This is a genomic window from Janthinobacterium sp. 67, assembly GCF_002797895.1.
Classification (GTDB): Bacteria; Pseudomonadota; Gammaproteobacteria; order Burkholderiales; family Burkholderiaceae_D; genus Janthinobacterium.
This window is the reverse complement of the sequence record NZ_PGES01000001.1, coordinates 5,721,663-5,746,136: the sequence shown is the minus strand read 5'-3', so window position 1 is coordinate 5,746,136 and position 24,474 is coordinate 5,721,663. Positions and strand designations below refer to the sequence as shown.

At 61.0% G+C, this 24,474-nt stretch carries 20 protein-coding genes; 3 read left to right on the top strand and 17 right to left on the bottom strand.

The window, feature by feature from the left end; translation table 11 throughout:
* Positions 1–33 precede the first annotated feature (33 nt).
* A complete protein-coding gene (locus CLU90_RS25790) occupies positions 34–447 on the top strand; it encodes a protease inhibitor I9 family protein (protein ID WP_100429192.1) in 414 nt (137 codons plus the stop codon).
* Here CLU90_RS25790 and CLU90_RS25785 read toward each other — a convergent pair.
* The 4 genes from CLU90_RS25785 to CLU90_RS25770 all read right to left on the bottom strand — a co-directional run bounded on the left by CLU90_RS25785 (position 444) and on the right by CLU90_RS25770 (position 5,666).
* On the bottom strand, positions 444–1,115 hold the full coding sequence (locus CLU90_RS25785) for a LuxR C-terminal-related transcriptional regulator (protein ID WP_100429191.1): 672 nt from the start codon (positions 1,113–1,115) through the stop codon (positions 444–446). The genes CLU90_RS25790 and CLU90_RS25785 overlap by 4 nt on opposite strands.
* The gene (locus CLU90_RS25780) at positions 1,112–1,834 is read right to left on the bottom strand and encodes a winged helix-turn-helix domain-containing protein (RefSeq protein WP_100429190.1); all 723 of its coding nucleotides are present in this window, start codon (positions 1,832–1,834) and stop codon (positions 1,112–1,114) included. The genes CLU90_RS25785 and CLU90_RS25780 overlap by 4 nt, the downstream gene beginning before the upstream one ends.
* 189 nt (positions 1,835–2,023) lie before the next feature.
* Complete coding sequence (locus tag CLU90_RS25775) at positions 2,024–2,662, bottom strand: NF038129 family PEP-CTERM protein (RefSeq protein ID WP_092715188.1); 639 nt, start codon at positions 2,660–2,662, stop codon at positions 2,024–2,026.
* Between the two features lie 10 nt (positions 2,663–2,672).
* Positions 2,673–5,666 carry an ExeM/NucH family extracellular endonuclease gene (locus CLU90_RS25770; protein ID WP_100429189.1) on the bottom strand — a complete coding sequence of 998 codons (2,994 nt, stop codon included), beginning with the start codon at positions 5,664–5,666 and terminating at the stop codon, positions 2,673–2,675.
* Positions 5,667–6,126: 460 nt separating this feature from the next.
* On the opposite strand from CLU90_RS25770, the gene CLU90_RS30000 reads away from it, so the two are divergent.
* Entirely contained in the window at positions 6,127–6,873 is a 747-nt protein-coding gene (locus CLU90_RS30000; protein ID WP_232731336.1) for a PEP-CTERM sorting domain-containing protein, read from the top strand.
* A 52-nt stretch (positions 6,874–6,925) separates the two neighbouring features.
* On the opposite strand, the gene CLU90_RS25760 is transcribed toward CLU90_RS30000, so the two are convergent.
* The 11 genes from CLU90_RS25760 to CLU90_RS25710 all read right to left on the bottom strand — a co-directional run bounded on the left by CLU90_RS25760 (position 6,926) and on the right by CLU90_RS25710 (position 18,904).
* The gene (locus tag CLU90_RS25760; RefSeq protein WP_100429188.1) at positions 6,926–7,948 is read right to left on the bottom strand and encodes a TIGR03790 family protein; all 1,023 of its coding nucleotides are present in this window, start codon (positions 7,946–7,948) and stop codon (positions 6,926–6,928) included.
* A 142-nt stretch (positions 7,949–8,090) separates the two neighbouring features.
* Positions 8,091–8,669: an FxDxF family PEP-CTERM protein gene (locus CLU90_RS25755; protein WP_100429187.1), complete on the bottom strand. Its 579-nt coding sequence runs from the start codon at positions 8,667–8,669 to the stop codon at positions 8,091–8,093.
* A 78-nt stretch (positions 8,670–8,747) separates the two neighbouring features.
* The gene (locus CLU90_RS25750) at positions 8,748–9,302 is read right to left on the bottom strand and encodes an FxDxF family PEP-CTERM protein (RefSeq protein WP_100429186.1); all 555 of its coding nucleotides are present in this window, start codon (positions 9,300–9,302) and stop codon (positions 8,748–8,750) included.
* Between the two features lie 156 nt (positions 9,303–9,458).
* Positions 9,459–10,889 carry a mannose-1-phosphate guanylyltransferase/mannose-6-phosphate isomerase gene (locus CLU90_RS25745; protein WP_100429185.1) on the bottom strand — a complete coding sequence of 477 codons (1,431 nt, stop codon included), beginning with the start codon at positions 10,887–10,889 and terminating at the stop codon, positions 9,459–9,461.
* Between the two features lie 14 nt (positions 10,890–10,903).
* Positions 10,904–12,058: a sugar phosphate nucleotidyltransferase gene (locus CLU90_RS25740; protein ID WP_100429184.1), complete on the bottom strand. Its 1,155-nt coding sequence runs from the start codon at positions 12,056–12,058 to the stop codon at positions 10,904–10,906.
* A gap of 156 nt (positions 12,059–12,214) precedes the next feature.
* Entirely contained in the window at positions 12,215–13,324 is a 1,110-nt protein-coding gene (gene wecB / locus CLU90_RS25735) for a non-hydrolyzing UDP-N-acetylglucosamine 2-epimerase (RefSeq protein ID WP_100429183.1), read from the bottom strand.
* Positions 13,321–14,211, bottom strand: a complete 891-nt coding sequence (locus CLU90_RS25730) for a hypothetical protein (RefSeq protein WP_232731335.1) — start codon at positions 14,209–14,211, stop codon at positions 13,321–13,323. Before CLU90_RS25730 ends, wecB begins: the two co-directional genes overlap by 4 nt.
* A 47-nt stretch (positions 14,212–14,258) precedes the next feature.
* The gene (locus CLU90_RS25725; RefSeq protein ID WP_100429181.1) at positions 14,259–15,350 is read right to left on the bottom strand and encodes a Gfo/Idh/MocA family protein; all 1,092 of its coding nucleotides are present in this window, start codon (positions 15,348–15,350) and stop codon (positions 14,259–14,261) included.
* A 75-nt stretch (positions 15,351–15,425) separates the two neighbouring features.
* Positions 15,426–16,448, bottom strand: a complete 1,023-nt coding sequence (locus CLU90_RS25720) for a DUF354 domain-containing protein (RefSeq protein ID WP_100429180.1) — start codon at positions 16,446–16,448, stop codon at positions 15,426–15,428.
* A 53-nt stretch (positions 16,449–16,501) separates the two neighbouring features.
* The gene (locus CLU90_RS25715) at positions 16,502–17,782 is read right to left on the bottom strand and encodes a nucleotide sugar dehydrogenase (RefSeq protein ID WP_100429179.1); all 1,281 of its coding nucleotides are present in this window, start codon (positions 17,780–17,782) and stop codon (positions 16,502–16,504) included.
* A 72-nt stretch (positions 17,783–17,854) separates the two neighbouring features.
* Positions 17,855–18,904: a glycosyltransferase family 4 protein gene (locus tag CLU90_RS25710; protein WP_100429178.1), complete on the bottom strand. Its 1,050-nt coding sequence runs from the start codon at positions 18,902–18,904 to the stop codon at positions 17,855–17,857.
* Between the two features lie 478 nt (positions 18,905–19,382).
* Here CLU90_RS25710 and CLU90_RS25705 point away from each other — a divergent pair, with 478 nt between their 5' ends.
* Positions 19,383–20,636: a phenylacetate--CoA ligase family protein gene (locus CLU90_RS25705; protein WP_100429177.1), complete on the top strand. Its 1,254-nt coding sequence runs from the start codon at positions 19,383–19,385 to the stop codon at positions 20,634–20,636.
* A 7-nt stretch (positions 20,637–20,643) separates the two neighbouring features.
* On the opposite strand, the gene CLU90_RS25700 is transcribed toward CLU90_RS25705, so the two are convergent.
* Both CLU90_RS25700 and CLU90_RS25695 read right to left on the bottom strand, forming a co-directional pair.
* The gene (locus tag CLU90_RS25700) at positions 20,644–21,849 is read right to left on the bottom strand and encodes a glycosyltransferase (RefSeq protein WP_198511268.1); all 1,206 of its coding nucleotides are present in this window, start codon (positions 21,847–21,849) and stop codon (positions 20,644–20,646) included.
* A gap of 280 nt (positions 21,850–22,129) precedes the next feature.
* Positions 22,130–24,364 (bottom strand): heparinase II/III domain-containing protein, encoded by a 2,235-nt coding sequence (locus CLU90_RS25695; protein ID WP_100429175.1) that lies wholly within the window; start codon positions 24,362–24,364, stop codon positions 22,130–22,132.
* Between the last annotated feature and the right edge of the window lie 110 nt (positions 24,365–24,474).

Below are 24,474 nucleotides of genomic sequence, written 5' to 3'. Positions count from 1 at the left end.
GTTTTTTATGCGCGACGCGCGTACAATCGACGCATGTCCACATTTCGCCTCTGCATTGCCATCCTGGCCGGCATGACCGGCATCCATGTCCTGCCTGTGGAGGCGCAGGCCGCCGAGGCGCGGCAGTCCTATGTGGTGCAATTACGCACCGCGCCGCTGGCCTCGCAAGCGGACGGCGTGCATGGGCTCGATACGAACAGCGACACGGCGCGGCGCTATACGGCCCGGCTGGAAGCGCAGCAGCGCGCCGTGCTGGCGCTGGTACCCGATGCTCCCGTGCAATATCGCTACACGGCGGCCTTCAATGGCTTTGCCGCCATGCTGACACCGGTCGAAGTGGCCCGCCTGCAGGCGAGCCCGGACGTGGCGCGGGTATCGCCCGGCAGCATCGAACACATGCAAGATGGTAATGAAAAGAGTCAGGCCCGGCCGCGGGACCAGCGCTAATGGCTGAGCAGGCGCAGCGCGATGCCGCGCGACACGGCTTGCGTGCGGTTGCTGACACCCAGTAATTTGTAGATACGCTGCAAATGGCTTTTCACCGTGGCGCCGCTGATGCCGAGAATTTGTCCCACCTCGTCATTGCTTTTCCCCTCGCGCACCCAATGCAGCACTTCCAGCTCGCGCGCACTGGCCGCGCGCGTGGCAGCCGGGCCCGTCACGCGCGCACGCTGGCTGCCTGGCAGCGCCAGCCAGTGCACGTGCAGATAGGGCAGCAGCAATTCCAGCACATACGCTTGCCGCGCCGCGTCCGCAGGCGTCACGGCGAAGAGGGCAAAAAAGCTGCCGCCGGCGTCGCCCACGCTGCCATGCACCAGCACGCCGTCGATGACGCCCGCCCTCCGGCCGCCCGCGCGCCAGGCCAGCGCAAGGTGCGCCAGCTGCCCCTGGCGCTGGCGCAGCAGCGCGTGGTCGGGCGCGGCACTGTGCCAGGCTTCGCTGCGCAGCACGGCCCCGTCGGCGTCCAGCTGCGCGCACATCAATATGTCGTGCGGCAACAACGTTTGCAGCGGCCCCTGGCTCCACAGGAAGAAATCGCCGGGCGCGGCGATGCCATGCGCGCCGAGGATGGCGTGCAACAGATATTCCTGCTCCCGCCCCGTCAGCAGCATCATGCGTACACGGCCGCATCGGCGGTATCAAACGCCAGATATCGGTAGCCGCTGCCCCGCACGGTTTCGATGCGGTGGCCGCAACCGCCCGGCTGCAAGGCGTGGCGCAAGCGTCCCACGTGGGCGTCGACCGTGCGCTCGTCCAGGTAGGCGGCATGGCCCCACACCTGGTCCAGCAGTTGCGCGCGGCTGTGCACCCTGCCCGGATGGTCCATGAGGAAATGCAGCAGCTTGAATTCAACGCGGCCAAGGTGGATGGGCACCTTGCCCGCCGTCACGCGCAAGGTGTGCGGATCGAGCCGCAAGGCGGCAGCCCCGGCCGTGCCTGTACCTGCGCGCAAGGCAGATGGCGCACGACGGCGCAGCAGCGCGTGCACGCGGGCCAGCATTTCACGGGGGCCGAAGGGCTTGCACAGGTAATCGTCGGCGCCGCTTTCCAGCGCCAGCACCTTGTCCTGTTCGCTGTCGCGTGGGCTGATCATGATGATGGGCAAGTCGCACAGCACGCCATCCTGGCGCACCTGGCGCAGCAGCGCGATGCCGGACGCATCCGGCAGTTCCCATTCCAGCAGCAGCACGTCGGGCGGGTCGGTCGCCAGCAGCGCCAGCGCGCCGCGCGCGTCAACGGCGCAGCTGACCCGGTAGCCGGCGCCCTCAAGGTTGTGCGCCAGCAGCGCCTGCATGGAGGGCGCAGGGTCCAGCACCAGGATATGGCCAGGCATCGATGCATCTCCCGAAAAAGTTGGCGGCAGTCATGAAAATACTAGACTGCCCGACAAGTTTTTGACTATGCATCAAGCGTAAAACGGTGACTAATACAATTTAGTTTCCTGATTTATAGCTATTACGAATAAATAGATAAAAAAAACACAGCGGCCCGCAGGCGCGCTGTGTCCAGGCTGGAAAAAAAACTATGCGCGTGTGACTGGCTGGCGGCGGCGCAGGGCAAAACCGATCAGCGCCAGGCCGCCCGTCAGCATCATCCATTCCGACGCTTCCGGCACGGCCGAGATCGATGCGATGCCCGCATACGTGCTGCCGGCGATGCTGGCCGGCAAACCACCGTTGAGCGGGGTCAGTTCGAACTGCACGAGGTTGCCGTTCGTATTGCCCAGGTAAGCCATGCCTGTGTAGTCGAGCAAGCCCACGCCAAACGTCGTGCCCGCGTTGCCGGCCGTGTTCAGGAAGTCGCCGCCAAAGACGATGTTGAACCCGAACTTGCCGCCCAGGGTCACGTTGTGGAACCAGTCGTTGTAAGCGCCGCTATTACCAAAGGTCAAGGTGCCGGGCAAGCTGCCGCTGACGTTGCCTTCCACCGATTCCAGTGCGCCAAAGGCGCCCGAGAAATTGCTGAGCACGGCGCTGGCGCCCGGCGCGGGGCTGTTACCGGCGATAAAGGCGAAGTCGAGGAAGCCGGCGCCGGAAAAGGCGCTCGTGTCGATCTCCACGTGGTAGCCGAGCGGGTCCGCCAGCGCCAGGCTGGAGCTGCCAGCCAGCACGGCGGCCAACACGGCGCGACGCAGGGTGAGGTTGAGTGTCGTTGTCAACATGATGGTGTCCTTAGAAGTTGCCGGCGAAGATGCTGGCCGAGTAATTGATCGTCACTTTCGACGGATTGATGAAACTGACGGCAAACGAGGCCGTCGCGCCCGGCGCCAGGCTGGCCGCGTTGACGGTGACATACGCGGCGCCCGCATGGCTGCCCGTGGCATTGGCCAGGCTGACGCCGGCAGGCAAGCCGCCGAACACCACCTGGAACGGGCCGTTCAAGACGCTCGTGCCCGTGTTGGTGAACGAGAACGTGCCCGTGTATTTTTGCGTCACGCGGTTGTACGTGAGGCCCGAGCTCGCTTGCGCCACGCCGGCCGTGATGTCGCGGTAGGCGGGCTGCAAGTCCAGGCTGATGACGACGGGATCGTGGTCCGAGGCGCGGTACGGCAAGGCGTTGTACAGGTCTTGCGGCTTGGCCGAGTCGATGTTGTAGTCGATCACTTCCGGCTCGTCCGCATTCACATGCCATTCGGCCACGCCGGCCACTTGCGGGCTCAGCGAAGCGCTGGCCAGTGCATGGTCGAGGTAGCCGCTCTGGCCGCCAAACACGTACGAATACGGCATGCCGGACGGCCGCACGAAACGCTCGAGTTCATTGACGAAGCCGGCGCCCGTGATGACCTGGATCGGGTCTTCCGCGCCATACGAATTCAAGTCGCCGATGACCAGCACGTCCGCGTCGCCGGCGGCGGCCGCCACCTGCGGCACGAAGCTGCCCACCAGGCGCTGGGCCTGCTGCACGCGGGTGGCGTTCCAGCAGCTCTGGCTATCGTTCTGGTCCGCGTCCAGTCCGCTCGAGGGGCAGCTGCCCTTCGACTTCAGGTGATTGACGATCAGCGAGAATTTCTCGCCATTGCCGGCACGGAAGGTTTGCGCCATCGGCGGACGGTTGTTGATGGCGTTGGCGTCCGACAAGGCGCCGCCCACGAGGCCCAGCTTGGCAGGCTTGTAGATCATGGCCACGCGGATGGCGTCCGTGCCCGTGGCGGCCGGCTTCGGCACCACGGCGTACGTGACGCCGCCGATGGCCGCGTTCAGCTGTTCGACCAGGTACGTGACGGCTGTTTCGCCATTGTTCTGGATTTCCATCAAGCCCACCACGTCCGCATCGATGGTCTTGAGTTCGGCGACGATCTTGTCGCGCTGGCGCACGAACTCGGCCAGGTTGTCGGCGCCGCGGCAATTGCTCTTCGTGGTCGAAGTGCCCACGGTGCAGCCCTGCCCCGTCTGGCCAAATACGTTATTTCCATTGGTAAAGGTCGTAAAGAAATTCAGCACGTTGGCGCTGGCCACCTTGACGTTGCCGGACGGCAGTTCCGGGCTGCCCGTGCGCGGGTTGTCGCGCGAGAATTGCGGCGTTTGCGTCGGCTGCAATTTGTACGCGGCGCCGCCACCGCCGATGGCGCCAAAGTCCACCACGCCCGTCAGATCGGCCACCGTGTCGCCGCTGCGCACGGTGTTGTCCTGGCCGATGTACGGTATCGTCGCTGGCACCACGAAAATGCCGTCATCGAGCACGATCAGGTTGTTCGCATTGGCGGCGGTCAAGGCTTGCGCCTCGGCGGAACCGGCCGGGTAGCGGTTGGTCGGGACTTCGCGACGCCCCGCCGACAGACTCAGTTCGCCGCGCGCGCCCAGATAGGCGTTTTGCGACACGGTCAACGGTTGCGTGAAGCGCACGAGCATGCCTTCCACTGCCGCCAGGTTCTCGTTCGGCAAGGTCACGTTCGCCGGCACGATGCTGTGGCCCGCGCTTTGCGTGAGGATGGCCGTCACGTCCTTGAATTCCGTATAGGAATTTTTCGCGCCCGATGGCGTGTATTCGACCACCGTGCCCGTCACGCGCACCAGTTCGCCCGGCTGCACGGTGGTGGCCGTCGCGCCCGTGTACACGAAGATGCCGTCCGACGTCGACGGGTCGCCATCGCCGGCCGCGTCCTGGATAAAGAAGCCCGTGCCCACTTTCAGGGTCACCACGCCTTCCGTCGTCTGCACGGAATTGGCGTAGGGGCTGCTGGCACCGCTGCCCTGGATTTGCGGGATCGTGTGGCTGACGGCGGCCAGTCCTTGCACGGCGACATCGATCTTGCAGCTGGCGCTTTGCAGCTGGTCGTTGCTGAAATTGACGATGACGGGATAATTGCCCACCGGCACGCCGGCGGCCACCAGCAGGTTCACGCTGGCGCTTTCGCCCGCCACGCCGGCCGCGCTGAAATTAGCCAGGCTGATGCCGGCCACGGCCGGCGAGCTCAAGATAGCAGCATTCACGACGCCATCGACGTCGGACGCGCGCAGCACGGCGTTGCCGCCATTGCCCACAGCCAAGGCCAGGCTGGCCGGGCAAGTGGTGACGATCTGGTGCACGACGGGACCGCCGCACACATTCAAGGGCGACGCCGTATTGCGTGGCGCCACGCTGCCGGCCGCGAAGTCCGCGCTATTGTCGTCCGTGTCGCCGCAGCCGCCATTCGCGCGCGTAATCGACAGGGTATTCGATGGCGCGGGCGCCACGGCGCCTTCAAAACCGTTGGCCGTGCCGAAACCGACCAGGTCGACGATGGCGGCGCCCGTGGGGCTGGCGCCCGTCTGGGCCGTCTTGCTATTGCTCAACAACACCTTGCCTGCCGTGCCGGACATGGCCAGGCTGCCCGTGGCATCTGGCGCAGGCAAGTCCTGCGTGCCGCCCGCGCCCTTGGCTTGCTGGACCAGCAGATACTGGCCTGGTTGCAAATCGATAGCCGGCAAGGCCGTCACGGACCAGCTCGTGCCAGCGGCGGACGCGTATTGCACGCTCCAGTTGCCCAGGTTCACGGGACTGGCGCCGCGGTTGAAGACTTCGATGAAATCGTTGCGGTACAGCGCCCCCGTATTGCCGCCACCGCCATACACCTGGCTGATGACGATATCGGAAGCAGCCAGGGCTGGGACGGACAGGCTGGCCAGCACGGCGGCCATGACGGTCAGGCGCAGCGGCGTGCGCAAGGGGGAAAACGAAGTGTGCATGAGGATCCCGGTCGGTAAATAAATGACGCCGGCCCCACATGATCGGCCGGCGCGCCACAATTAACAAAAGTATTTCAGACTTGTTATTTGCATATTAAACGCCCGGGATGACGACTTGATGACATTTGATTAAGCCGAATGGAGTAAAAAGTCGTGCCCGCCCAGCTTTTTTGATATCCGGCAAGGCATTTTTTTTGCAACAAAGTGCACCAAGGAACATCTCAAAAAGACGCCGCCAGGAAAAATGTGATATATTTAAGGCAAATAAGTTTGGTTCCTAACAACAACCAGCTTCGCAGCAAGCGTACCGCCACAATGAGAGCAGGCCCCAGCCTCGCATGCCTCCTGGAATGCAACATCGCCATGCACTACAGATTGCATTATCGGTAGCAACATTAATCACATCGCGAACTGACCGCGCACCAGCGCGGCGTTCGGGTAAATTCTGAAGAGATACACCATGTCAAAACCACGCATCCACCACTCTGCTGTCAGCGCCGCCTTTGCCGCAGCCCTCTTCATGACGGCAGGCATGGCGCAAGCACAAGCGACGGCGGCGCAGGCCGAAAACAACAGCAAACGCTGCGAAGCGGCCAATACGGATGGCGACGGCAAGGGGGGAGAGTTCAATCCGGACAGCTCCAGCAGCGGCTGCAGCCTAGCGAACGGCTTCGTCAACTTTGGTACGCGCAGCAATGACGGTGTCGGTTCGACGCCCGACTTCAGTAAGGCAGAATCCGACCAGATGTTACGCACGCCTGCATTTTCGGGCAATAGTCACGGTCTCGCCAGCGCCCTGAGCCAGCCTGTGGATAGCGGCTACGGCGCCAGTCCCAACTTGCTGGCCAGCACCGGCGAACACCATTTCGGCAGCCGCGATTTCGTGTATGCGCAGGAAGAGCCGGCCATCGAAGGACGCGGCTATCGCGTTGGCCGCGCACTCGGCGCCAGCGATGTCTATGAACCACTGCTGACCTCCTCAGGTGGCGGCATTATGCCCCCGGCCGGTGGCGGCGGTGTCGGCGGCGGGGGCGCAAGCGGCGGCTTCGACCGCAGTGGCGGCGGCAATGGCGCGATAGACACGGGCGGCGGCGGCGTCGTGCCACCGATTCCGGCCGTGCCGGAACCGGAAACCTATGCGATGCTGCTGGCGGGCCTGGGATTGCTGACCTGGGTAGGACGGCGCCGCAGCAAGGCCCAGGCTTAAAATAAAAATGGCTCTTGCGAGCCATTTTTTTTGTCCGCGACCACCGCGGTCATCAGCGGCGGAACGGCGCGTACGGCGCCGCCAGCGGATCGCCGATGAACAAGCCCTGGGCTGGCCAGGAAACGCTGCCCCAGTACGCCTCCAGCGCCGTCATGCCGCTCAGGTAGCGGCGCAGCAACACTGTAGGATTGGGAAACTTCTGCCAATAATTGCATGGTTCGCTGACGGTGCCGTAACTGGCGGTGGCGCCCGCCTCCAGCCAGCGCTGACTGCTCATCTGCGCCGTGCCTTGCAAGTCGCCGCCAAACGACGTCAGATGGTCCGCCAGGGCGCCGGGCAGGAAACGCAGGGTGTCGAGCTTGTCCACCTTCGCCATGCCCGTCTGGTACACCATGATGTCCTGCGCACCTTCAAGCACATCGGCCTTCATGTTCCTGATCGTCAGCTTGCGCTGGCGTACCACGCCGGCCGGCGGAAAAAACGCCGCGCGGCTATTGCGCGCCCCGTCGCTGGTGTTGAGATAATAGGCCGTGGCCGATGGCACGGAAAAACCGCTGGCGGTGCCACGATCCACCACCGCCTTGGCCTCTTCGACAAAATCGATGGGCAGCAACATCGACAGGCGCATGCCCAGTTGCGTGAATGGCTGGCCGGCATCGCTATTGAAATAGGTGCTGGCCTTGCCGGCGCCACAGGTCTTTGCGCATTGCGCCGCGTCGTAGCCCAGCGTGTAGGCAGACGTGATGGAATTGCATTCCACCGCATAGGGCGCACTCCACACCATCAGCACGGCCTGGATGCCCGGCTTCAACTGGCCATCGATGTACTCCTTCAGTTGTGCGAACTGGCTGGCGCTGAGCTTACGCGGACGGTTCGGAATATTCACATGCACGATATTGGCCACGGGGATGGCGTGCGCCTGGCGATAATATTCGCCCACTTCAACGCTATTCGGCTCGGCATCGTTGATGACGACGGCCAGATGCGCAGCTTGCAAGCCACGGGCGATGGTGGCATCGGCGCCATGGACCGCGCCGGCTGCCAGCAGCAGCGAAAGACAGGGAGAGATACGCAATGGTTTACCGTAAAAGGATACGTGGGAACATCAGGATAATCGCGTTCCGATCATCCGCGATACGATCGATTATAGCCTTGAAAGTCTGCAGGCAAAAAAAATGGAGGCTGCCGCCCCCATCTTTTACCCAGCCGAATTGATTTCAGGCCTGCAACTTGCGCCGACGCGCCATGAAACCGACGAGACCCAGGCCAGCCAACAGCATGGCGTAGGTTTCCGGTTCCGGCACGGGATTGACGGAGACATTGCCACTGTAACTGCCTCCCGTTGCCGAGGCAACATAACCGCTGACTTCCAGGAAGTAGTTGCCGGCCGCCAGCGGGGCCAGGTTCGACGACAGGCTCCACGCCTGGTCTGCAGCGCTGAAGTTGACCAGGTCCCGCGTGCCTTGCAAGACGATGCCACCGGCATTTTTCAAATTAAAGCCGGTCAGGGTCAGACCCGGGTTCAGGCCGGACTTCAGCGACGTGGCCAGGCCGCTGAAATCATTGCTACCGCTCAAGGTGAACAAAAACTTGTCGCTGAAAAAATTGTGCTCCGCACCTGCCAGCTGGCCCGGAGCCAGGCTGAAGGAGCCGAACAGGTTGCTGCCCGAATAATCGAGCAGGTCCTGGGTCAGGTCGACTGGTGCATGGCTGATATCGGCAGGCGCGGCCTGAGCGGCCAGGCTGCTGCCGGCCAGCATGATCGCCAGGAACAGGGATTTCAGAATTTTGTTCATACTTTTCACCAAAAAAAGACAGCAGCCGGCGCAGGCTGGCCGCGGGATAAAATGCGGGAAGAATCGATTGCGATGCGATCAGGCTGGCTTTTGGCGGCGGCGCGCGAGGAAGCCCAGCAAACCCAGGCCGCCCAGCAACATGCCGTACGTGGCCGGTTCCGGCACTGCGGAAACCAGGTTGCCGTTGCCGCTGAACGTGGCGCCCGCACCCGACACGAGATTGCCGCTGACCTTGACGTAATAGGAACCGGCGGACAGGTTCGCAAAGGACAAGGACCACTTGTCGTCCTTGCCCGTCAACATCTGCGTTCCCTGCAACAGGCTGCTGTTGGCGCTATTGTACAAACCAAAACCCGTCAGGTTCAGCCCGTTCGCCGCGCTGGTGCTGGTCGACGTCAGCACCAGACTCAAATCGCTCAGCTGCGCCACATTGAAGGTAAAGTGATCGTTAAAGACATTGTCCTTGTTACCGGCTTTAAACTTATCGCCGAAAGTCAGCGAGCCACCCTGTGTCAGGGTAATAGCCGTGGGCACGGAGCTGATGTCATGCACGGCAGCCATGGCGGCCGGGGAAAACAGTGCCGCGCCGGCACATGCCAAGGCGACCAGGATCGAGCAGGTATTGTTTTTCATGCGACTCCAGCAAACGTGATTGCAGACAATAATTGCCCACAGGAATTGGATTAAATACAAGCAGCCCGGATGATATCATAAAGTAACTTATTCAGTTATTTTTTCTTTAATGAATAGTTTCTTTATGGCATTTATTCCTGTTCCGTGGAATATCGCTCAGGCACGCTGGTAGGCATCGGCATAGCGCACGATATCGTCCTCCCCCAGATAACTGCCCGTCTGCACCTCGATCAGATGCAGCGGCAGCTTGCCGGGGTTTTCCAGGCGATGCGTCATGCCGATGGGAATGTAGGTGGATTCGTTTTCCGTCAGTAATTTGACAGTCTCGCCGCAGGTGACGCGGGCCGTGCCGCGCACGACCACCCAATGCTCGGCGCGGTGATGGTGCATCTGCAGCGACAGCTGCCCGCCGGGATTGACGACAATACGCTTGACCTGGAAGCGCTCGCCCATATCGATGCCTTCGTAGCTTCCCCAGGGCCGGTACACGAGGCGGTGCTGGACGTGTTCCGTGCGCGCATGCCGCTCCAGGTGCTCGACCACCTGCCGCACGCGCTGCACCTGGTCGCGATGCGCCACCAGCACGGCGTCATCGGTCTCGACAATCACCAGGTCATCCACCCCAAGCACTGCCAGCATGCGGCTGCCAGCCCGCACCAGGCAATTGTGCACGCCATCGAGATAGGCATCGCCGCGCACGACATTGCCATGCTCGTCGCCGGGCAAGGCTTGCCACAGGGCCGACCAGGAACCGATATCGCTCCAGCCGATGGCGGCTGGCACGACGACGGCGCGCTGCGTGTGCTCCATCACCGCATGGTCGATCGAGACGCTGCGGCAGCGGGCAAAGGCGGCCGGATCGAGGCGGAAAAAGTCGAGGTCGCGGCAGCCGTGCACGACGGCCAGCTCGCAGTCCGCCAGCATGGCAGGCTCCAGCAGCCGCAGCTCGCCGAGACAGGTGGCGGCGCGCAACAGGAACATGCCGCTGTTCCACAGGTAACGCTCATCGGCGAGAAATGCGCGGGCCGTGGACAAGTCCGGTTTTTCCACGAAGCGCTCGACCTGGCGTCCATGCGCCGAGCCAGGCAAAGGGGCGCCGGCAAGGATATAGCCATACCCCGTTTCGGCGGCGGTCGGCAAGATGCCAAAGGTGGCCAGCCCACCGGCGGCAGCCAGCGGCGCGGCTTGCGCGATCGCCCGGTGAAACGCGGCCACGTCGCCGACCAGGTGATCGGCCGGCAAGACCAGCATCAGGGCATCGGCATCGTGCGCCAGCAGATATTGCGCGGCGGCCGCCACGGCCGGTGCCGTATTGCGTCCCAGCGGCTCCAGCAGGATGGCCAGCGGCGCGACGCCAACCTGGCGCAACTGTTCAGCCACCATGAAACGGTGCTCATTGCCGCACACGAGCAGCGGCGGCATGACCGCCAGCCCGACATCGCCCAGGTCGCGCACGCGCAGCACGGTCTCCTGCAGCAGCGTCTGGCTCGATACCAGCGGCAACAGTTGCTTGGGCAGCACCTGTCGCGACAGCGGCCATAAACGGCTACCGGAGCCTCCCGACAAGATCACTGGATAGATGTGCATGTCGGGGCTCCTGGTTATTTGACTGCGCGCAATTGCGTGGACGTCTCGGCACGCCGCCGGTTACGCCGGTCGCGCGCATTGGCCCAGGCGTCGGGATCATACTGCGACGCGTGCCGCATCTCGCCGGCCCGGTCGACGCTGTAATCCTTGAAGACGATCATTTCATCGAGCGCCACGCCCGGCAGCACGCGCGTGTACTCGAACAGCACGCTGCGCACCACTTCGGCGCCCGCGCACACGTGGCTGCCGTGGCCGATCCAGGTCGGTCCGATGATCGTCGCGCCCGCCTCGACGCGGCTGCCCGAACCGATGTAGACGGGGCCTTCGATGCGCGTGCCGCCGCTCCAGTCGATGCTGGTATTCAAGCCGACCCACAGGCCGTCGTCGATCTGGATGCCGGGCACGTCCAGCTGGGCCACCTCACCCATCAGCACGCTTTGCAGCACTTCCCAGTAATCCTTGACGCTGCCGATATCGATCCAGTTGTAATCGCGTTTTTGCGCATAGAAAGGCAGTCCCTTCTCGACCAGCAGGGGGAACAGTTCCGAGCCGATGTCGAATGGCCGGTCGCTGGGAATCAGTTCCAGCACTTCCGGCTCGAAAATATAGATGCCCGTGCTGACACAATTGGACAACGCATCGGCCTGCGCCGGCTTTTCCTGGAAGGCGCGGATACGGCCATCGGCGTCGCTGACCACCACGCCATAGCTCGAGACCTTGTCCCACGGCACTTCGAGCGTGATGACGGACGCCAGCGCGCCCTTGCGACGGTGTTCGAACAGGGCGGACTTGATGTCGAGGTCGATCAAGGCATCACCGCACAGCACGATGGTGGTTTCATCGAAAAAGTTACCGAACTCCTGGATCTTCTTCATGCCGCCGGCCGATCCCAGCGGCTCGGGCACGACTTCGCCCGCGTCATTCGTGTAACCTTCGAAGGAATAGCCGATCTGCACGCCGAACTGGTGCCCCTCGCCGAAATACTCTTCGATTTTTTCATGCAGATAACTGACATTGACCATGATTTCGGTAATGCCGTAACGGGACAGGTGCTCGACCAGGTAAGCCATCACCGGCTTGCCCAGGATGGGTATCATCGGTTTCGGTAAATCATAGGTCAGGGGGCGCACGCGAGTGCCCTTGCCTGCAGCCAATATCATTGCTTTCATCGTCGATCGCTTTCCATCGTTGTTTGGGGTGGATGCGGCGTCCGGCCAGCGTATCGCCAGCCATCGGCCATCTTGCAAGCGCATGGGCGGCGCTATCCGTGTCCGCCCTGTGCGCCTGTCCAATCCTCTTTCAGCCTATTCCTTGCCTGCCGCTGCCTATGCGAGTTCCTGGTCCAGTTGCGCCACGATGCGCTGCGCGGCCCGGCCATCCCACAGATGCGGACGGCGGCCCTGCTTGCCTTCGCCGCGCAGCACCTTACGCGCCTCGGCCACGATGCGCAGCGGATCCGTGCCAGCCAGGACATTGCTGCCCTCGTCGACGGTGACCGGACGCTCCGTGTTTTCACGGATGGTGATGCAGGGCACGCCCAGCGCCGTGGTTTCTTCCTGCAAGCCGCCGCTGTCGGTCAACACCAGCGCCGCGTCCTTCCACAGGTCGAGGAAGGCCATGTAGCCCTGCGGCCCCACCAGCGCGATGTTCGGCCCCAGGTCGATGCCAAACTTGTCGAGGTTGGCGCGCGTGCGCGGATGCACGGGAAAGATCAGGGGCAGGTCGGCGGCGATCTCAACCAGCGCGCCCGCCACCTTGCGCATGTCTTCTGCGCTGTCGACATTGCTCGGACGATGCAGGGTCACCACGCCATAGCGGGCTCCCGCGCCGCTGTGCGCCGCCTTGAAGGCCGACGTTTCAAATTGCTGCGGCGACTCCCGGCCGAGTTTCTCAGCCTGGTACAGAACGTTGTCAACCATGACGTGGCCCACGTAGTGCACGGCGGATTCCGACTTGCCTTCACGCCGCAAATGCTCGACGGCGCTCGGTTCGGTGACGAAGAACCAGTCCGAGATACTGTCCGTCACGAGACGGTTGATCTCTTCCGGCATGCCCATGTCGCCGCTGCGCAGGCCAGCCTCCACGTGTGCCACGGGAATGCCGAGTTTTTTCGCCGCAATCGAGCAGGCCAGCGTGGAATTGACGTCACCCACCACCAGCACGGCGGCGGGCCGCTCGGCCTGGCATAGTTGCTCGAAGGCCAGCATGATCTTGCCCGTCTGTTCCGCGTGCGTGCCGCCGCCTGCCGCCATGAAGACGTCCGGCTCGGGGATGCCCAGCTCTTCAAAAAACACGTCGTTCATCTCGCGGTCGTAGTGCTGGCCCGTATGGATGATCTTGAACGCCAGGCGCGCATGGCCTTGCAACGCGCGCACGATGGGCGCGATCTTCATGAAATTGGGCCGTGCGCCGGCCACCAGATAGATCGTCTTCATGATGCCAGTTCCTGTGCCGCTGGCCAGTAGCGCTCCACCAGTTCGCGCGTATTGCGGATATTGCCGCGGCTGGAGGCGCCAAAGACGATAGCTTCGATGTTCGGCTGCTTGCACACCCATTCGATCGCGTCTTCGGGAGCGATGGCGCCCGAGGCGAAGACGGACATGGCGATCGCGCGGAACTTGCGGTCGCGCAAGGCGCTCTGGTAGGCATCGAAGCCGCCGGACATGCGGAAGCCCACCTTGTTGATGTTCGAGCAGACGATGGGATTGTCGATGCCCTGCTCTTCGAGCACGTCGAGCAACATCGGCAGATTCATAGTGATGAAGCCGGGCTCGGCGTTGTAGCGCTTGCGCACGTGGTTGGCGAAGATCGAGAAGGCTTCCTTGAAGCCCAGCCCCAGCAGCAGGTCGACCACCACGTTCTGCAGGAAGATCACGGGCGTATTCAGGCCGGCAAACATCTTCATTTCCGCATCCACCAGCAGGGTGATGATGCCTTCGATATCCTTGGTCGCCAATGCCTTGCCGCCACGCAGGGCCGCATTCAGGAAGCCTTCATCGGGCGTAAAACGCCTGAGCGCGCCCATGATGCCGTCTTCCGTGACGGCATTCGCATATTTGTGGGCATACGGCATGCAAGGCATGAATTTGAAGTCCTTGTAGCGCACCGGGTCGGCACGCATGTGATCGCACACCTGTGCGATACGGTCATGGGTCGTGCACATGAAGGATTTCACCCCTTCATCGTAGGCATTATCGAGCACCTTGATAACGGCCTTGATATCCTGGAAGCGCATGGCCTGGGCCCGCGCTTTTTCCTCCGACATATGATTCACACCGAAGAACTGATTATCACCAAATAACAAACGATCGAGTTGATCCATTTCCTGCTCCATTCATATTTCGTATCGAAATCCTGCTGCGCGGCATGTCAGCGGCCAAAAAAGAAACCTTTTTTCTTCTTCGGCTGTTCTGGCAAGGCATCGCTGGACAGCACGCCAGGACCTTTTTCCGCGTCGGCGATCAGCATCGAGATCACGCGGTCGGTCGCCAGCGCCGAGGCAAACGAGTTGACATTGTCGTCCGCGCGCTTGTCAACGATGCAACGGACGAAGTAATCGAGCTGCGCCGAGTATTCTTCGCCGCGCAGGTAAAAGTCGACCGGTTCCGTCAATTCCGTAGTGTTGCGCACGGTCCAGCCTTCGCGGTAGCCTTCCGGCGCACCGCTGGCATCGCGCAGGTAGACCTGGATTTCCTGGCGGTCGGCGGCGATGCGCCCGTTCTTGCCCCACACGCTGACCTTCGTCGTCATCTTGCGGTAGGACTCGTCGCTCCAGTTGACGGACAGCTGGGCGCTCTTGCCATCGGGGTAGTACAGGGTGGAAAACACTTCATCGTCCGTATCGGCCGAGAATATCTTGTTGAGGACGGAGCCGCCCACGCCGCGCGGCGCACCGAAATACCAGTTCAGCAGGTTCAGCGGGTGTGCCGCGTAGTCGTACAGGCAGCCGCCGCCTTCCGAACGCTGGGTACGCCATGTGGAGCCCTTCGGCTTCAGCACCACCGGGCCATAGGCTTCGGCCAGCATGTGCGTCACCTCGCCGATCACGCCCAGGTCCAGCAGGCGCTTGACTTCCTGGAAGGCGCCGACGAAACGGTAGTGGTAGCCGACTTGGTTGACGAGGCCCTTCTCCGCAGCCAGGCGGGTCGCCTGCTCGCCTTCCTCCGTATCAAGGCAGAACGGCTTTTCGCAAAACACGTGCAGATTCTTGTTCAGCGCGGCCAGCACCATCTTGCCGTGCATGCTCGATGGCGTGGCGATGATCACGGCATCAAGTTCCAGTTCATTGAGCATGAGGTCAAAGTCCGTATAGGTCTTGACGCTCGTATATTTGCCCAGGATGTCGAGCATGTAGCCGGTGGCGTCGCAGACGGCCGCCAGCGTAACACCGGGATGTGCATTGATCATCGAGTGATGGGACAAGCCCATCTTGCCCAAGCCTACTACTGCGAGGCGTATCATATTGTCCTGTCCTTTTGCGCTGCCGGGACGCTGACGGCCCGTGCCGTCAGCGTCCCGGATGTTGTTAATCAAAATTCAACCATTGACGAGCTGCCGCTTGACCAGGTCATACGCGGCGCGGCCCTTTTCCAGCAAGCTGCGATTCGGTGGTTGCTGCGTGGCACTGTCCAGGTAGGCCAGCGCCTGCGCGGCTGTCAGGGCGGGCCAGTGCTCGAAGGCGCCCACTTCCAGCAGGTGACGGTCGACGTCGAGCAAGGCATCCTGATAAACGGAGATGGTGGGAATGCCCAGCACCGCCATCTCGCGCGTCATGGTGCCGCCGGCGCCGATGAACAGGTCGCAATCGGGCGCGATATCGGCGATGTCGAGCGCGGTGGTGACCACGCGCACGCCGGCAAACTTCGGATCTTGGTAATGCACGCCCTGCTCTTTTCCTCGCGGCAGCAAGACGACATCGACCTGGTCTTTTATGCCCAACAGCAATTCATCGAGGAAGTTGCGGCTGCCCTTGTAATACTGGGCCGTCCATGGTTCCGGACGAATATACACCACGGGCCGCGCACGCCCTGTCCGCTGCTGTACGGCTTTGGCGCCGAGGCGCTGGTCCAGCTCCCACAGGTAAATCCCTTCCTTGACGCCCGGATAATGCAGGACCTTGCCCGGATTGGCCCACTGCTTCTTGAGTTTTTCCATGCCGAGAAACTCCGGCACCATGATGCGGTTGGCAAACAAGAACGCGGGGATATTGCCTGCCGCATGCTCGTTATCGTTCATATAGATGGAGCGGATGCCCATCAGGCGTGCCGCCACCGGCGAATGGAAAGAGCTCTGCGAGATCGCCACGTCGATTTTCTTGCCGCTCAGAAAACGGCACAGCTGGTAGACGCGCACGGGGAAACCAAACAGCTTGGCCGACAGCTGGCCGCCGTAATGCTTGCCCACCACCGTGTACTTGAAGCCATGCAAGTCGAGCAGCTCGACCGTATTGGCCAGCGGCCGGCACGTGATCACGACCTCGTGTTCGCGTTCCAGTTCGCGGATCATGGCCGCAAACATATTGATGTGCGGCGAGTTGGTCAGTTCAAACCAGATACGCATGAATTACCCTTGCAACAATAAAAAAATGCCGCGCTGCTGCGCGGCGCCGCCCCTTACAGGCGCCAGACCTTGATGCCCACCTCTTCCAGCGCCTGCTGGTCGAAACACGCCTTGACGTCGATGAAGCAGCCGCTCTTGATCAGCTTGCGCTGCAGCTCTTCCACCGGCAGGTCGAGCAACTGCTGATGCGATACGGCCGCCACGATCGCGTCGGCACGCGGCAACTCCTCCCAGCTGAACAGGCGCACGCCATACTCGTGCATCGCCTCTTCCTGTTCCGCATATGGATCGTGCACGAATACTTCCACGCCATAGGTCTTCAGTTCGCGGATCACGTCCCCCACCTTCGAGTTGCGCAGGTCGGCGCAGTTTTCCTTGAATGTCAGCCCCAGCACGTTGACGCGGGCGCCCTTGATGTAGCTGCCCGAGGCGATCATGTTCTTGATGGTCTGCTCGGCGATGTATTTGCCCATGCCATCGTTGATGCGGCGTCCGGCCAGGATCACCTGCGGGTGATAGCCGAGCATTTCCGCCTTGTGCGTCAGGTAGTATGGGTCGACCCCGATGCAATGGCCACCCACGAGCCCCGGCGAGAACTTCAGGAAATTCCACTTGGTGCCGGCCGCCTTCAGCACTTCCGACGTATCGATGCCGATCTTGTCGAAAATGATCGCCAGCTCGTTCATCAGCGCGATATTCAGGTCGCGCTGGGTGTTTTCGATCACCTTGCACGCTTCCGCCGCCTTGATGCTGGAGCAGCGGTGCACGCCCGGCTCGACGATGGTTTCGTACATGGAGGCAACGCGCTCGAGCGTCTGCGGCGTGTCGCCCGACACGACCTTGATGACATTCGTCAACATATGCTTGCGATCGCCCGGGTTGATACGCTCCGGGGAATAGCCGACAAAAAAGTCCTGCTTCCACTTCAAGCCGGAGACCTCTTCCAGCACGGGGATGCACACCTCTTCGGTCGCGCCCGGATACACGGTCGATTCATAGACGACGATGGCGCCCTTTTTCAGATACTGACCCACCGTGCGGCTGGCGCCGATCAAGGGCGAGAAATCTGGATTGTGCGCCTGGTCGACGGGGGTCGGCACGGCCACGATGATAATATCGGCTTCGGCCAGCACCTGCGGCTCGGACGAATACTCGGCCTGCACGGCCGCGGCCATTTGCTGGTCGCTCAGTTCGCGCGAAGGATCCGTGCCGCGCTGGCAAGACTGAACTTTCTCGACGGAAATATCAAAGCCGATGGTACGCCCCAGCTTGCCAAACTCCACGACCAAGGGCAGGCCTACGTAGCCCAGGCCAATCACTGCAATTATTGTCATAATAAAACCTTCGAAAAAAATTCAATATTTGCCAAGCAGATACCTGTCGACAAGTTATGCCCACCACTCCGCCTAGGTAGCGCGCTCCAACTCTCCGTATAGTTGAGAAAGTTGCGTCATCACAACATCTGTACTGTAGCGTCCGACAATGGTGGCGCGCGCCTTGTCCCCTATGCTGCGACGCAACGCAACATCGAGGAACAGCTGCCGGAAAGCATTAACCAATTGATCCACATCGCCCACAGGCACCAACACGCCATTTTCATGATCCCGCACCGCTTCCGGGATGCCCCCCACAGGAGTGACCACCACGGCTTTTCCTGCGGCCATTGCTTCGAGCATGGACATGGGCAGGCCTTCGTTATAGGAAGGGAGAGTAAACACTGCGGCTCGCCGGAGCTGGTTATCGCGCTCCTGCTGGCCTATCCAGCCAAGCAAGGTGACATGCGCGCTCACCTGCAATTCGGCCGCAACACGCTCGACTTCTTGCAGGTCGCCATCGCCACCGATCACAAGCATAATTTCCGGAAACTCGTCCTTCAACCGGGCCACCGCTGCCAACAAGTCAAAAATACCCTTGCCCTTGCCGGCGCGTCCAAGAAACAAAATACGCCCGGGTTCTTCCAATGCAGGGTTCATGCTCGCAGGAAGTGCGACGGAATTGGCGATGACCCGCACTTTGGCCGACGGCACTAACGTGTGCAAAAAATCAGCCCAACTATCCGACAGCGTGATGACGGCCGAGCTGCGCACAATCGTATGACGTATCCACCAGCGCGCCAGCGGTCCCGACTCCTCCAGCACGAACTGCCGGAACTCTCCGCCATGCAGATGGAATACCGTCTTGCAGCCGCCCATTCTGGCGATCGCCAGCAGCAGCGATTTCCGAAAAAAACTGGCACGGCAAGCCGAGTGGACATGCACGACCACGCGACGGCGCGTCAAGCAGACCCAGCTCAAAGCGGCGATGGCCTCCAGCGCCGTCAGTATCTTGCGCACACCTGCGCCATTTGCATGCGTAACGATGTAGCGAACCTGATTGCGCTCAAAAAAACCCTGTTGCCGTAATACCGAGGCGACAGTCGCAATTCCGCCCTGCCCGTCGGGATCGGTTCCTAACATCAACACTTTGCACTCTTTCACCCTGCCCCCTATGGTTCAGCAATTATCCTTGTCGGGTCAGCGCGACAGAGGGACTCAATGCACTTGCAAAGCCCAAGGCATTGAAAACAAAGCCGTAAGACAAGTCAGCTCCACACCAACCATTGTCGTTTTTCTATTGTTACATACTGCTGCAACATTGCGGCAGTACATTTTGCAGCACAGCAGAATCGTTATACTTGTATTCATAAAGAGTAACTATTCTACAACATAAAATGTAATTTTTGAATGACCTTACCCCAATCGCGCGCACCCGCCCGGCTTCAGCCAAAAGATCAACTGAAAGCTGTATCATGTGCCATAATTATTGTATTGTAATTAATTATTTCATCTGCGCGCACAGCCTGGCCTGCCTGCTGCGGGACCTGACCTATCCAGGAAGGGCAGCAGCGTGGTTTCACAAAACCAGATTGTTGCAACGCGATAGGAAGCAAAGAACATGTTTTCAGCACTACGTTACAAAATCATCGATCTGGCCCGTGGTACCGATTCGATTAGCTTGCTCAAGGCCTTAGGACAGTGGCAATTCGAAAGTCACGACCAATTGCAGGCGCGTGAAAAGGTCCAGCTTGAGAACTACTTCGACGCGATGCGCAGCGCCCTGCCCCTGTTCCGCGATGTCAAGCATTTCAGCGACCTGCCCGTACTGGACAAGCGCTTTATCAATACCCACCGGGAACAACTGCTCAACCCGCAATACAAGGGCAAGATCATACGTAAGAAAACCGGCGGCTCCACCGGAGAACCGCTCGTCTACTACAGCAGCACAGAATCGCAATCCTATCTATGGGCGGGTATCTTCCTGGCATGGGAAGCGGCCGGCTTTCAACTGGGCGACAAAGTAGCATTCTTGGCAGGATCTTCGCTATTCGGCAATGGCTACAAGCAGCGCATTTACTATCGTTTACTCAATGTCAGCGTACTGTCGGCCTTTGACATGTCGCCCCGACGCATGGACGACTACAATGCAGCCTTAAGCAATGACAACTTTCGCCTGCTGTACGGCTACGCCTCGGCCATTCACCGGCTGGCGCGCCACCGGCTGGCTTCGGGAACACGTACGCGCCACGCGCTGCGCGGCATCGTCTGCACTGCCGAAGTGCTCACGCCATCAATGCGTGCCGATATCGAAGCCGCCTTCGGCGTACCCTGCTACAGCCAGTATGGCTGCAATGAAGCAGGCGTTTCCGCATTTGAATGCGAGCACCGGGATGGCATGCACCTGATTTCAACGCGCAGCCACACCGAAATCTTGCCGGACGGCCGCCTGATCGCCACGGACATGGCCAACCAGGCCATGTTCCTGCCCCGCTGCGATACGGGGGACCTGGTGCGCATGACAGGCCGCATGTGCGCCTGCGGACGGGGCCTGCCGCTCATTGACGAGGTGGGAGGGAGGCAAAACGACATGGTGCTCGACCCGCATGGCGCCGCCGTACACTCGGAATTCTTCACGCATCTGTTCCGCGAAGATGCGCAAATTCATTCATTCCAAGTGGTATACGATGCACAGCGCCTGGAAATCAATCTGCACGGCAGCTGCAGCGAAGGCCAGCTGACGCTGAGCGAGCACTATCGCGACCGCATCAAGGCTTCATTGACATTCGAGCAGCTGGACTTTGTCTACAATGCGCCATTTTTGCTGCAGGCAAACGGCAAGCATCGCTTCGTATTGCGCCGGCCGTCCGCCTGATTCGCGTTCAGCGCGCCACCATATTCCTGTACTGGAGGGCAACGGCAGAGGCGATCACGCGGTAGCTGCGCTGCGCTTCGATATATGCGGGGCCGCTGGCTGCGCGTGCGCGCGCGGCCGGCACATCGTGCAGAATGCGCAACAAGCCATCCGCCATGGCCTCGGTTGAGCTCTCCACCAGCCAACCAGCATCGCTGCCTTCCAGGACCCGCACTTGATCCGGGCTGTCATTGGCCACCACGGGCATGCCGAGCGCCAGATACTCCAGCAACTTGGTCGGAGAGGAAACATCGTAGACCAGGCTGCGGGGGATGTACGAGACGGCGGCATCGGCGCCCATCAATAATTTCCACGCCTGCTCGGACGGCAGCCAGCCGGTAATGCGCACGGCCTCGCCCAGGCCCAGCTGCGCCGCATGGGCCTGCAACTGCGCCACGTCCTGCTGCCCCGCCGCGCCGCCAATCAACAGCAAGCGGGCGTCCGGCACCGTGGCCCGCACGATGGCCAGCGCATCGATCATGCGCACAATCTGGCGGCTAGGATCGAGCGTGCCGAGATAGGCAATCAAAGGCCCATCCGCCCAGTCGGGCAATTGCTCGCCACATACAGCCTCGGCCGCCAGCACTTCCGTATCGACCCCCATCGGCACGGCGCTCAGGCGCTCCCGCGGCACGCCTTTACCGGCCATCATTTCCAGCATGGCTTCGCTTTGCACAAAAACGTGCTGCGCATGCGGCAAAATAAAACGGTACAGGAGGCGTTCTTCCAACAGGCCCTTGAACAGCACCAGCCGATTACGCACGCCACCATGAGTGGCGACGAGCGCGCGCGCACGCGCGATGCGTCCCTCGCACATCAGAAAGGACATCCAGTAAGCGAAGGGAATGCCTTTGCAGCGCGCGACAATCAGACCCAGCAAGCCTATCGATACCATGTCGCGCACCTGAATCACGGCACAGCGACGGCGGCTGGCACGCAACAGCGCCGCAGCGCAGGTAGCGAGGAAGGACAGTTCACGGCGCAAACGCCCGCCGCCCCGGGCACTGACATCCACCCGTTCAAATTGCGCAGGCCCGGCCGACACGGCAAGCTCGGAAGGCTTGCCCACCAACGCACAGCGGACACCATGACGCGGCAGATAATCTCCAAACAGAACTGCGACATCGGCACGGAATGTAGGTAATGCCTCGGGAACAATTTGCAATATATGCATATCCGCTCCCTTTTCATGCGCAATGTGCACCGGTGCATTCATAATAAATATTGCTCAAAATATAATCAAATTATTGCAATTATACCATTTAAAAATGTATGCCACGTAGTGTTTCAGTCTGGTGATCCCGCCCGTTGCCATGAGGTGCGCCAGCCCCGATAGCTCCCATCAGAAATGAAAACACCCTATAAGCTTGATCACTTATAGGGTGGAGTATGCACATCGCCATGAGCGCCTGCTATGGCAAGCAGGGCAACTCAAGCAGCAAACAGGCTGGCACTCAGTTCGTGACTGTCACCACCTGGGTACCGATCGTCACCTGCTTGCCCGTGCTATTGGGCGTCACAGTGACCGGCAGGTTCTTGCAGCCAACATCGAGCAAGACCAAAAACTCCGCGTTCGCAGCAGAGGTGGTACGCACGAACGCCCCATGATCTTCATAGCTGCCAGGCTTCGGCGGTGGTCCCGTACGGCGCTCGAAGCGCAGGCCGGCATCGGCAAGCGGTTTGAGGCAGACAGAGCGCCCCTGGTTAACCACGGACACGTTGCCGTTGGCATCGACCAGTATCGGTGCGGCGGAATGGAAATTCCATTCAAAGACACGGGCCGTCGGGGAACTGAGCTTGTCACGCACGAGCACGGCATCACTGCTGCGCAAATACCACAACTGGCGTACTGCCGAGCTCAGGGCGCCACCATAGGCAGCAGTGGCATTCCCGGCAACATAATCAAGTGCGGGCGTCGTGGCAAACGAGGTGATGGAGCCATTGCGCACCAGTGTCTCGCGATAGCCATCGATCATCTGGCCCACGCCATTGTCGAAAGTGATGGAATTGGCCGATTTCGTCTGACGATACCAGGAGGTGGTCATCGGCGACCCATACCAGTCGTACCAGCCCGTTTCAATCAGCAGCGGCACGCCGGCGCTGGTGAGCACGAAGCTATTCTGATTGCCGTGGCTATGCGAGAACGAACCATACGGCGTGGACTTGAAATAGACGGAGGTACGCCCTGGGTCCGCCAGATTACTGTGCATGGCGCTCCAGCCGATACTGGGGAAAAGCGCCGCGTTGGCGGGCGGTCGCGGCGCCTCCGTCACGGTCGTCACGGGCAGCGGATATGGCGCTTGCAGCAAGGTCAGCATATCTTCATTGCTGCTGATGCTGTTAACATACCATGCCGCCTCGGGCGTCGCAAAGCGCGACACATAGGCTTTCAAAAGGCGATACAGAGGCTCCGTTTCCTGTCCGTCGCCGAACAAATGCGTCTTGGCGCCGGGCGGAACGAATTCCATGAAGAAGCGCGCCAGCCCCACCGACCACGGCTTTTCAAACAGATTGATGCCGGTTGCCTGCAACAGCGGTTGCCACACCTGCAAGGAATAATCCACCGCGTATTCCGCATACGCCGTTCCGTCCGAATATCCGCCTTCCGGACCGCTCCAGACCATCAGCGAACTGGCAAAATAACGCACCGAGAAGTCGAACCAGGTGGTCGCTTCCGGGATATCGCCCAGCGCCAAGGCCGATATGCCAGCCAGGAAACCGATATTGGTCGCAGTCGATGCATCGAAAGGCAGTTGCTCGATGCCGCCGGTCGTTCCCAGTAACTCTTGGTAGATGACATCGGTACGGACCTTGACAGTTTGCAGCCACGCCGTACGCCGCTGTCCGTCCAGCGAGGAGGCCAGGCTATCGATGGCCTTGCTCATGGTCAGGGCGATGGCACGGCTGCCCTGCACCTGGTTGGCATAGCTGGTCGGTCCATCGGGATTGAGTGCTGCAAGAGCGTCGCCGCGACGCAAGGCTTCCGTCAGAAACCGCTGATCGCCCGTCAGGCGATATAGCAGGGCCGATGCTTCCAGTTGCCGGGCATTGAGGCTGATCAAGCTGCGGATGGAGGTCATTTGCGCCGCATACGCCGCCGTCATCACCTTGCTCGCAACAAGTGGCCAGTTCGCGTCGGCAGGCAGGGCAACGGCCGTCGTTTGCCGCAGGACTTCATTCGTCAAGCCCAGCAGGGCGTTGCCGCGTTCCGCTTTCATGGCTGGCGTCCAGGCGCTCGCGATCGGCAAGGCGGACGACAGGCCGCGCGGACGCGGACGCTTCAGTACATTCGCCCGCAACACGGCATTTTCAGGCAGGACAAAGGGTTTCGACGAGGCATTGATTTCGAATGACCGGTCATCGGACCAGAGCGTGCCGTTGGTCGGCCGAACGCGCCAAGTATACACCCCCGCCGGCAGGGTCTCACTGGGTAAATACCAATTGCGCAGACTCGTGTAGGTCCGCACCACCGTCGTGCCCGAGCGAATCTCAAGCGTGTAGGAACTGGGGTTTGTGGAATAGCGCGCCCAACTGAATGTCGGTGGGTTCTGCACCTGTATTTGCCGGTTTCCTGGCATCGGCCGGACAACCAGGGCATCCGTTGATTGTGCCCAGTCCGCACTGGCGTATGGACATAGAGGAAACAGCAACCAGGCGGCAATATACAGTGTTCGTTTAGCTGAGTTCATGCTGTAATCTCCATGAGAATATCAAACTTTTTCCCGGGCGATATCAACAATTACCCACCATGCATTCCATTGATTGCGCTGGCATGACATACCTGAAGTAAAAGCTCCCG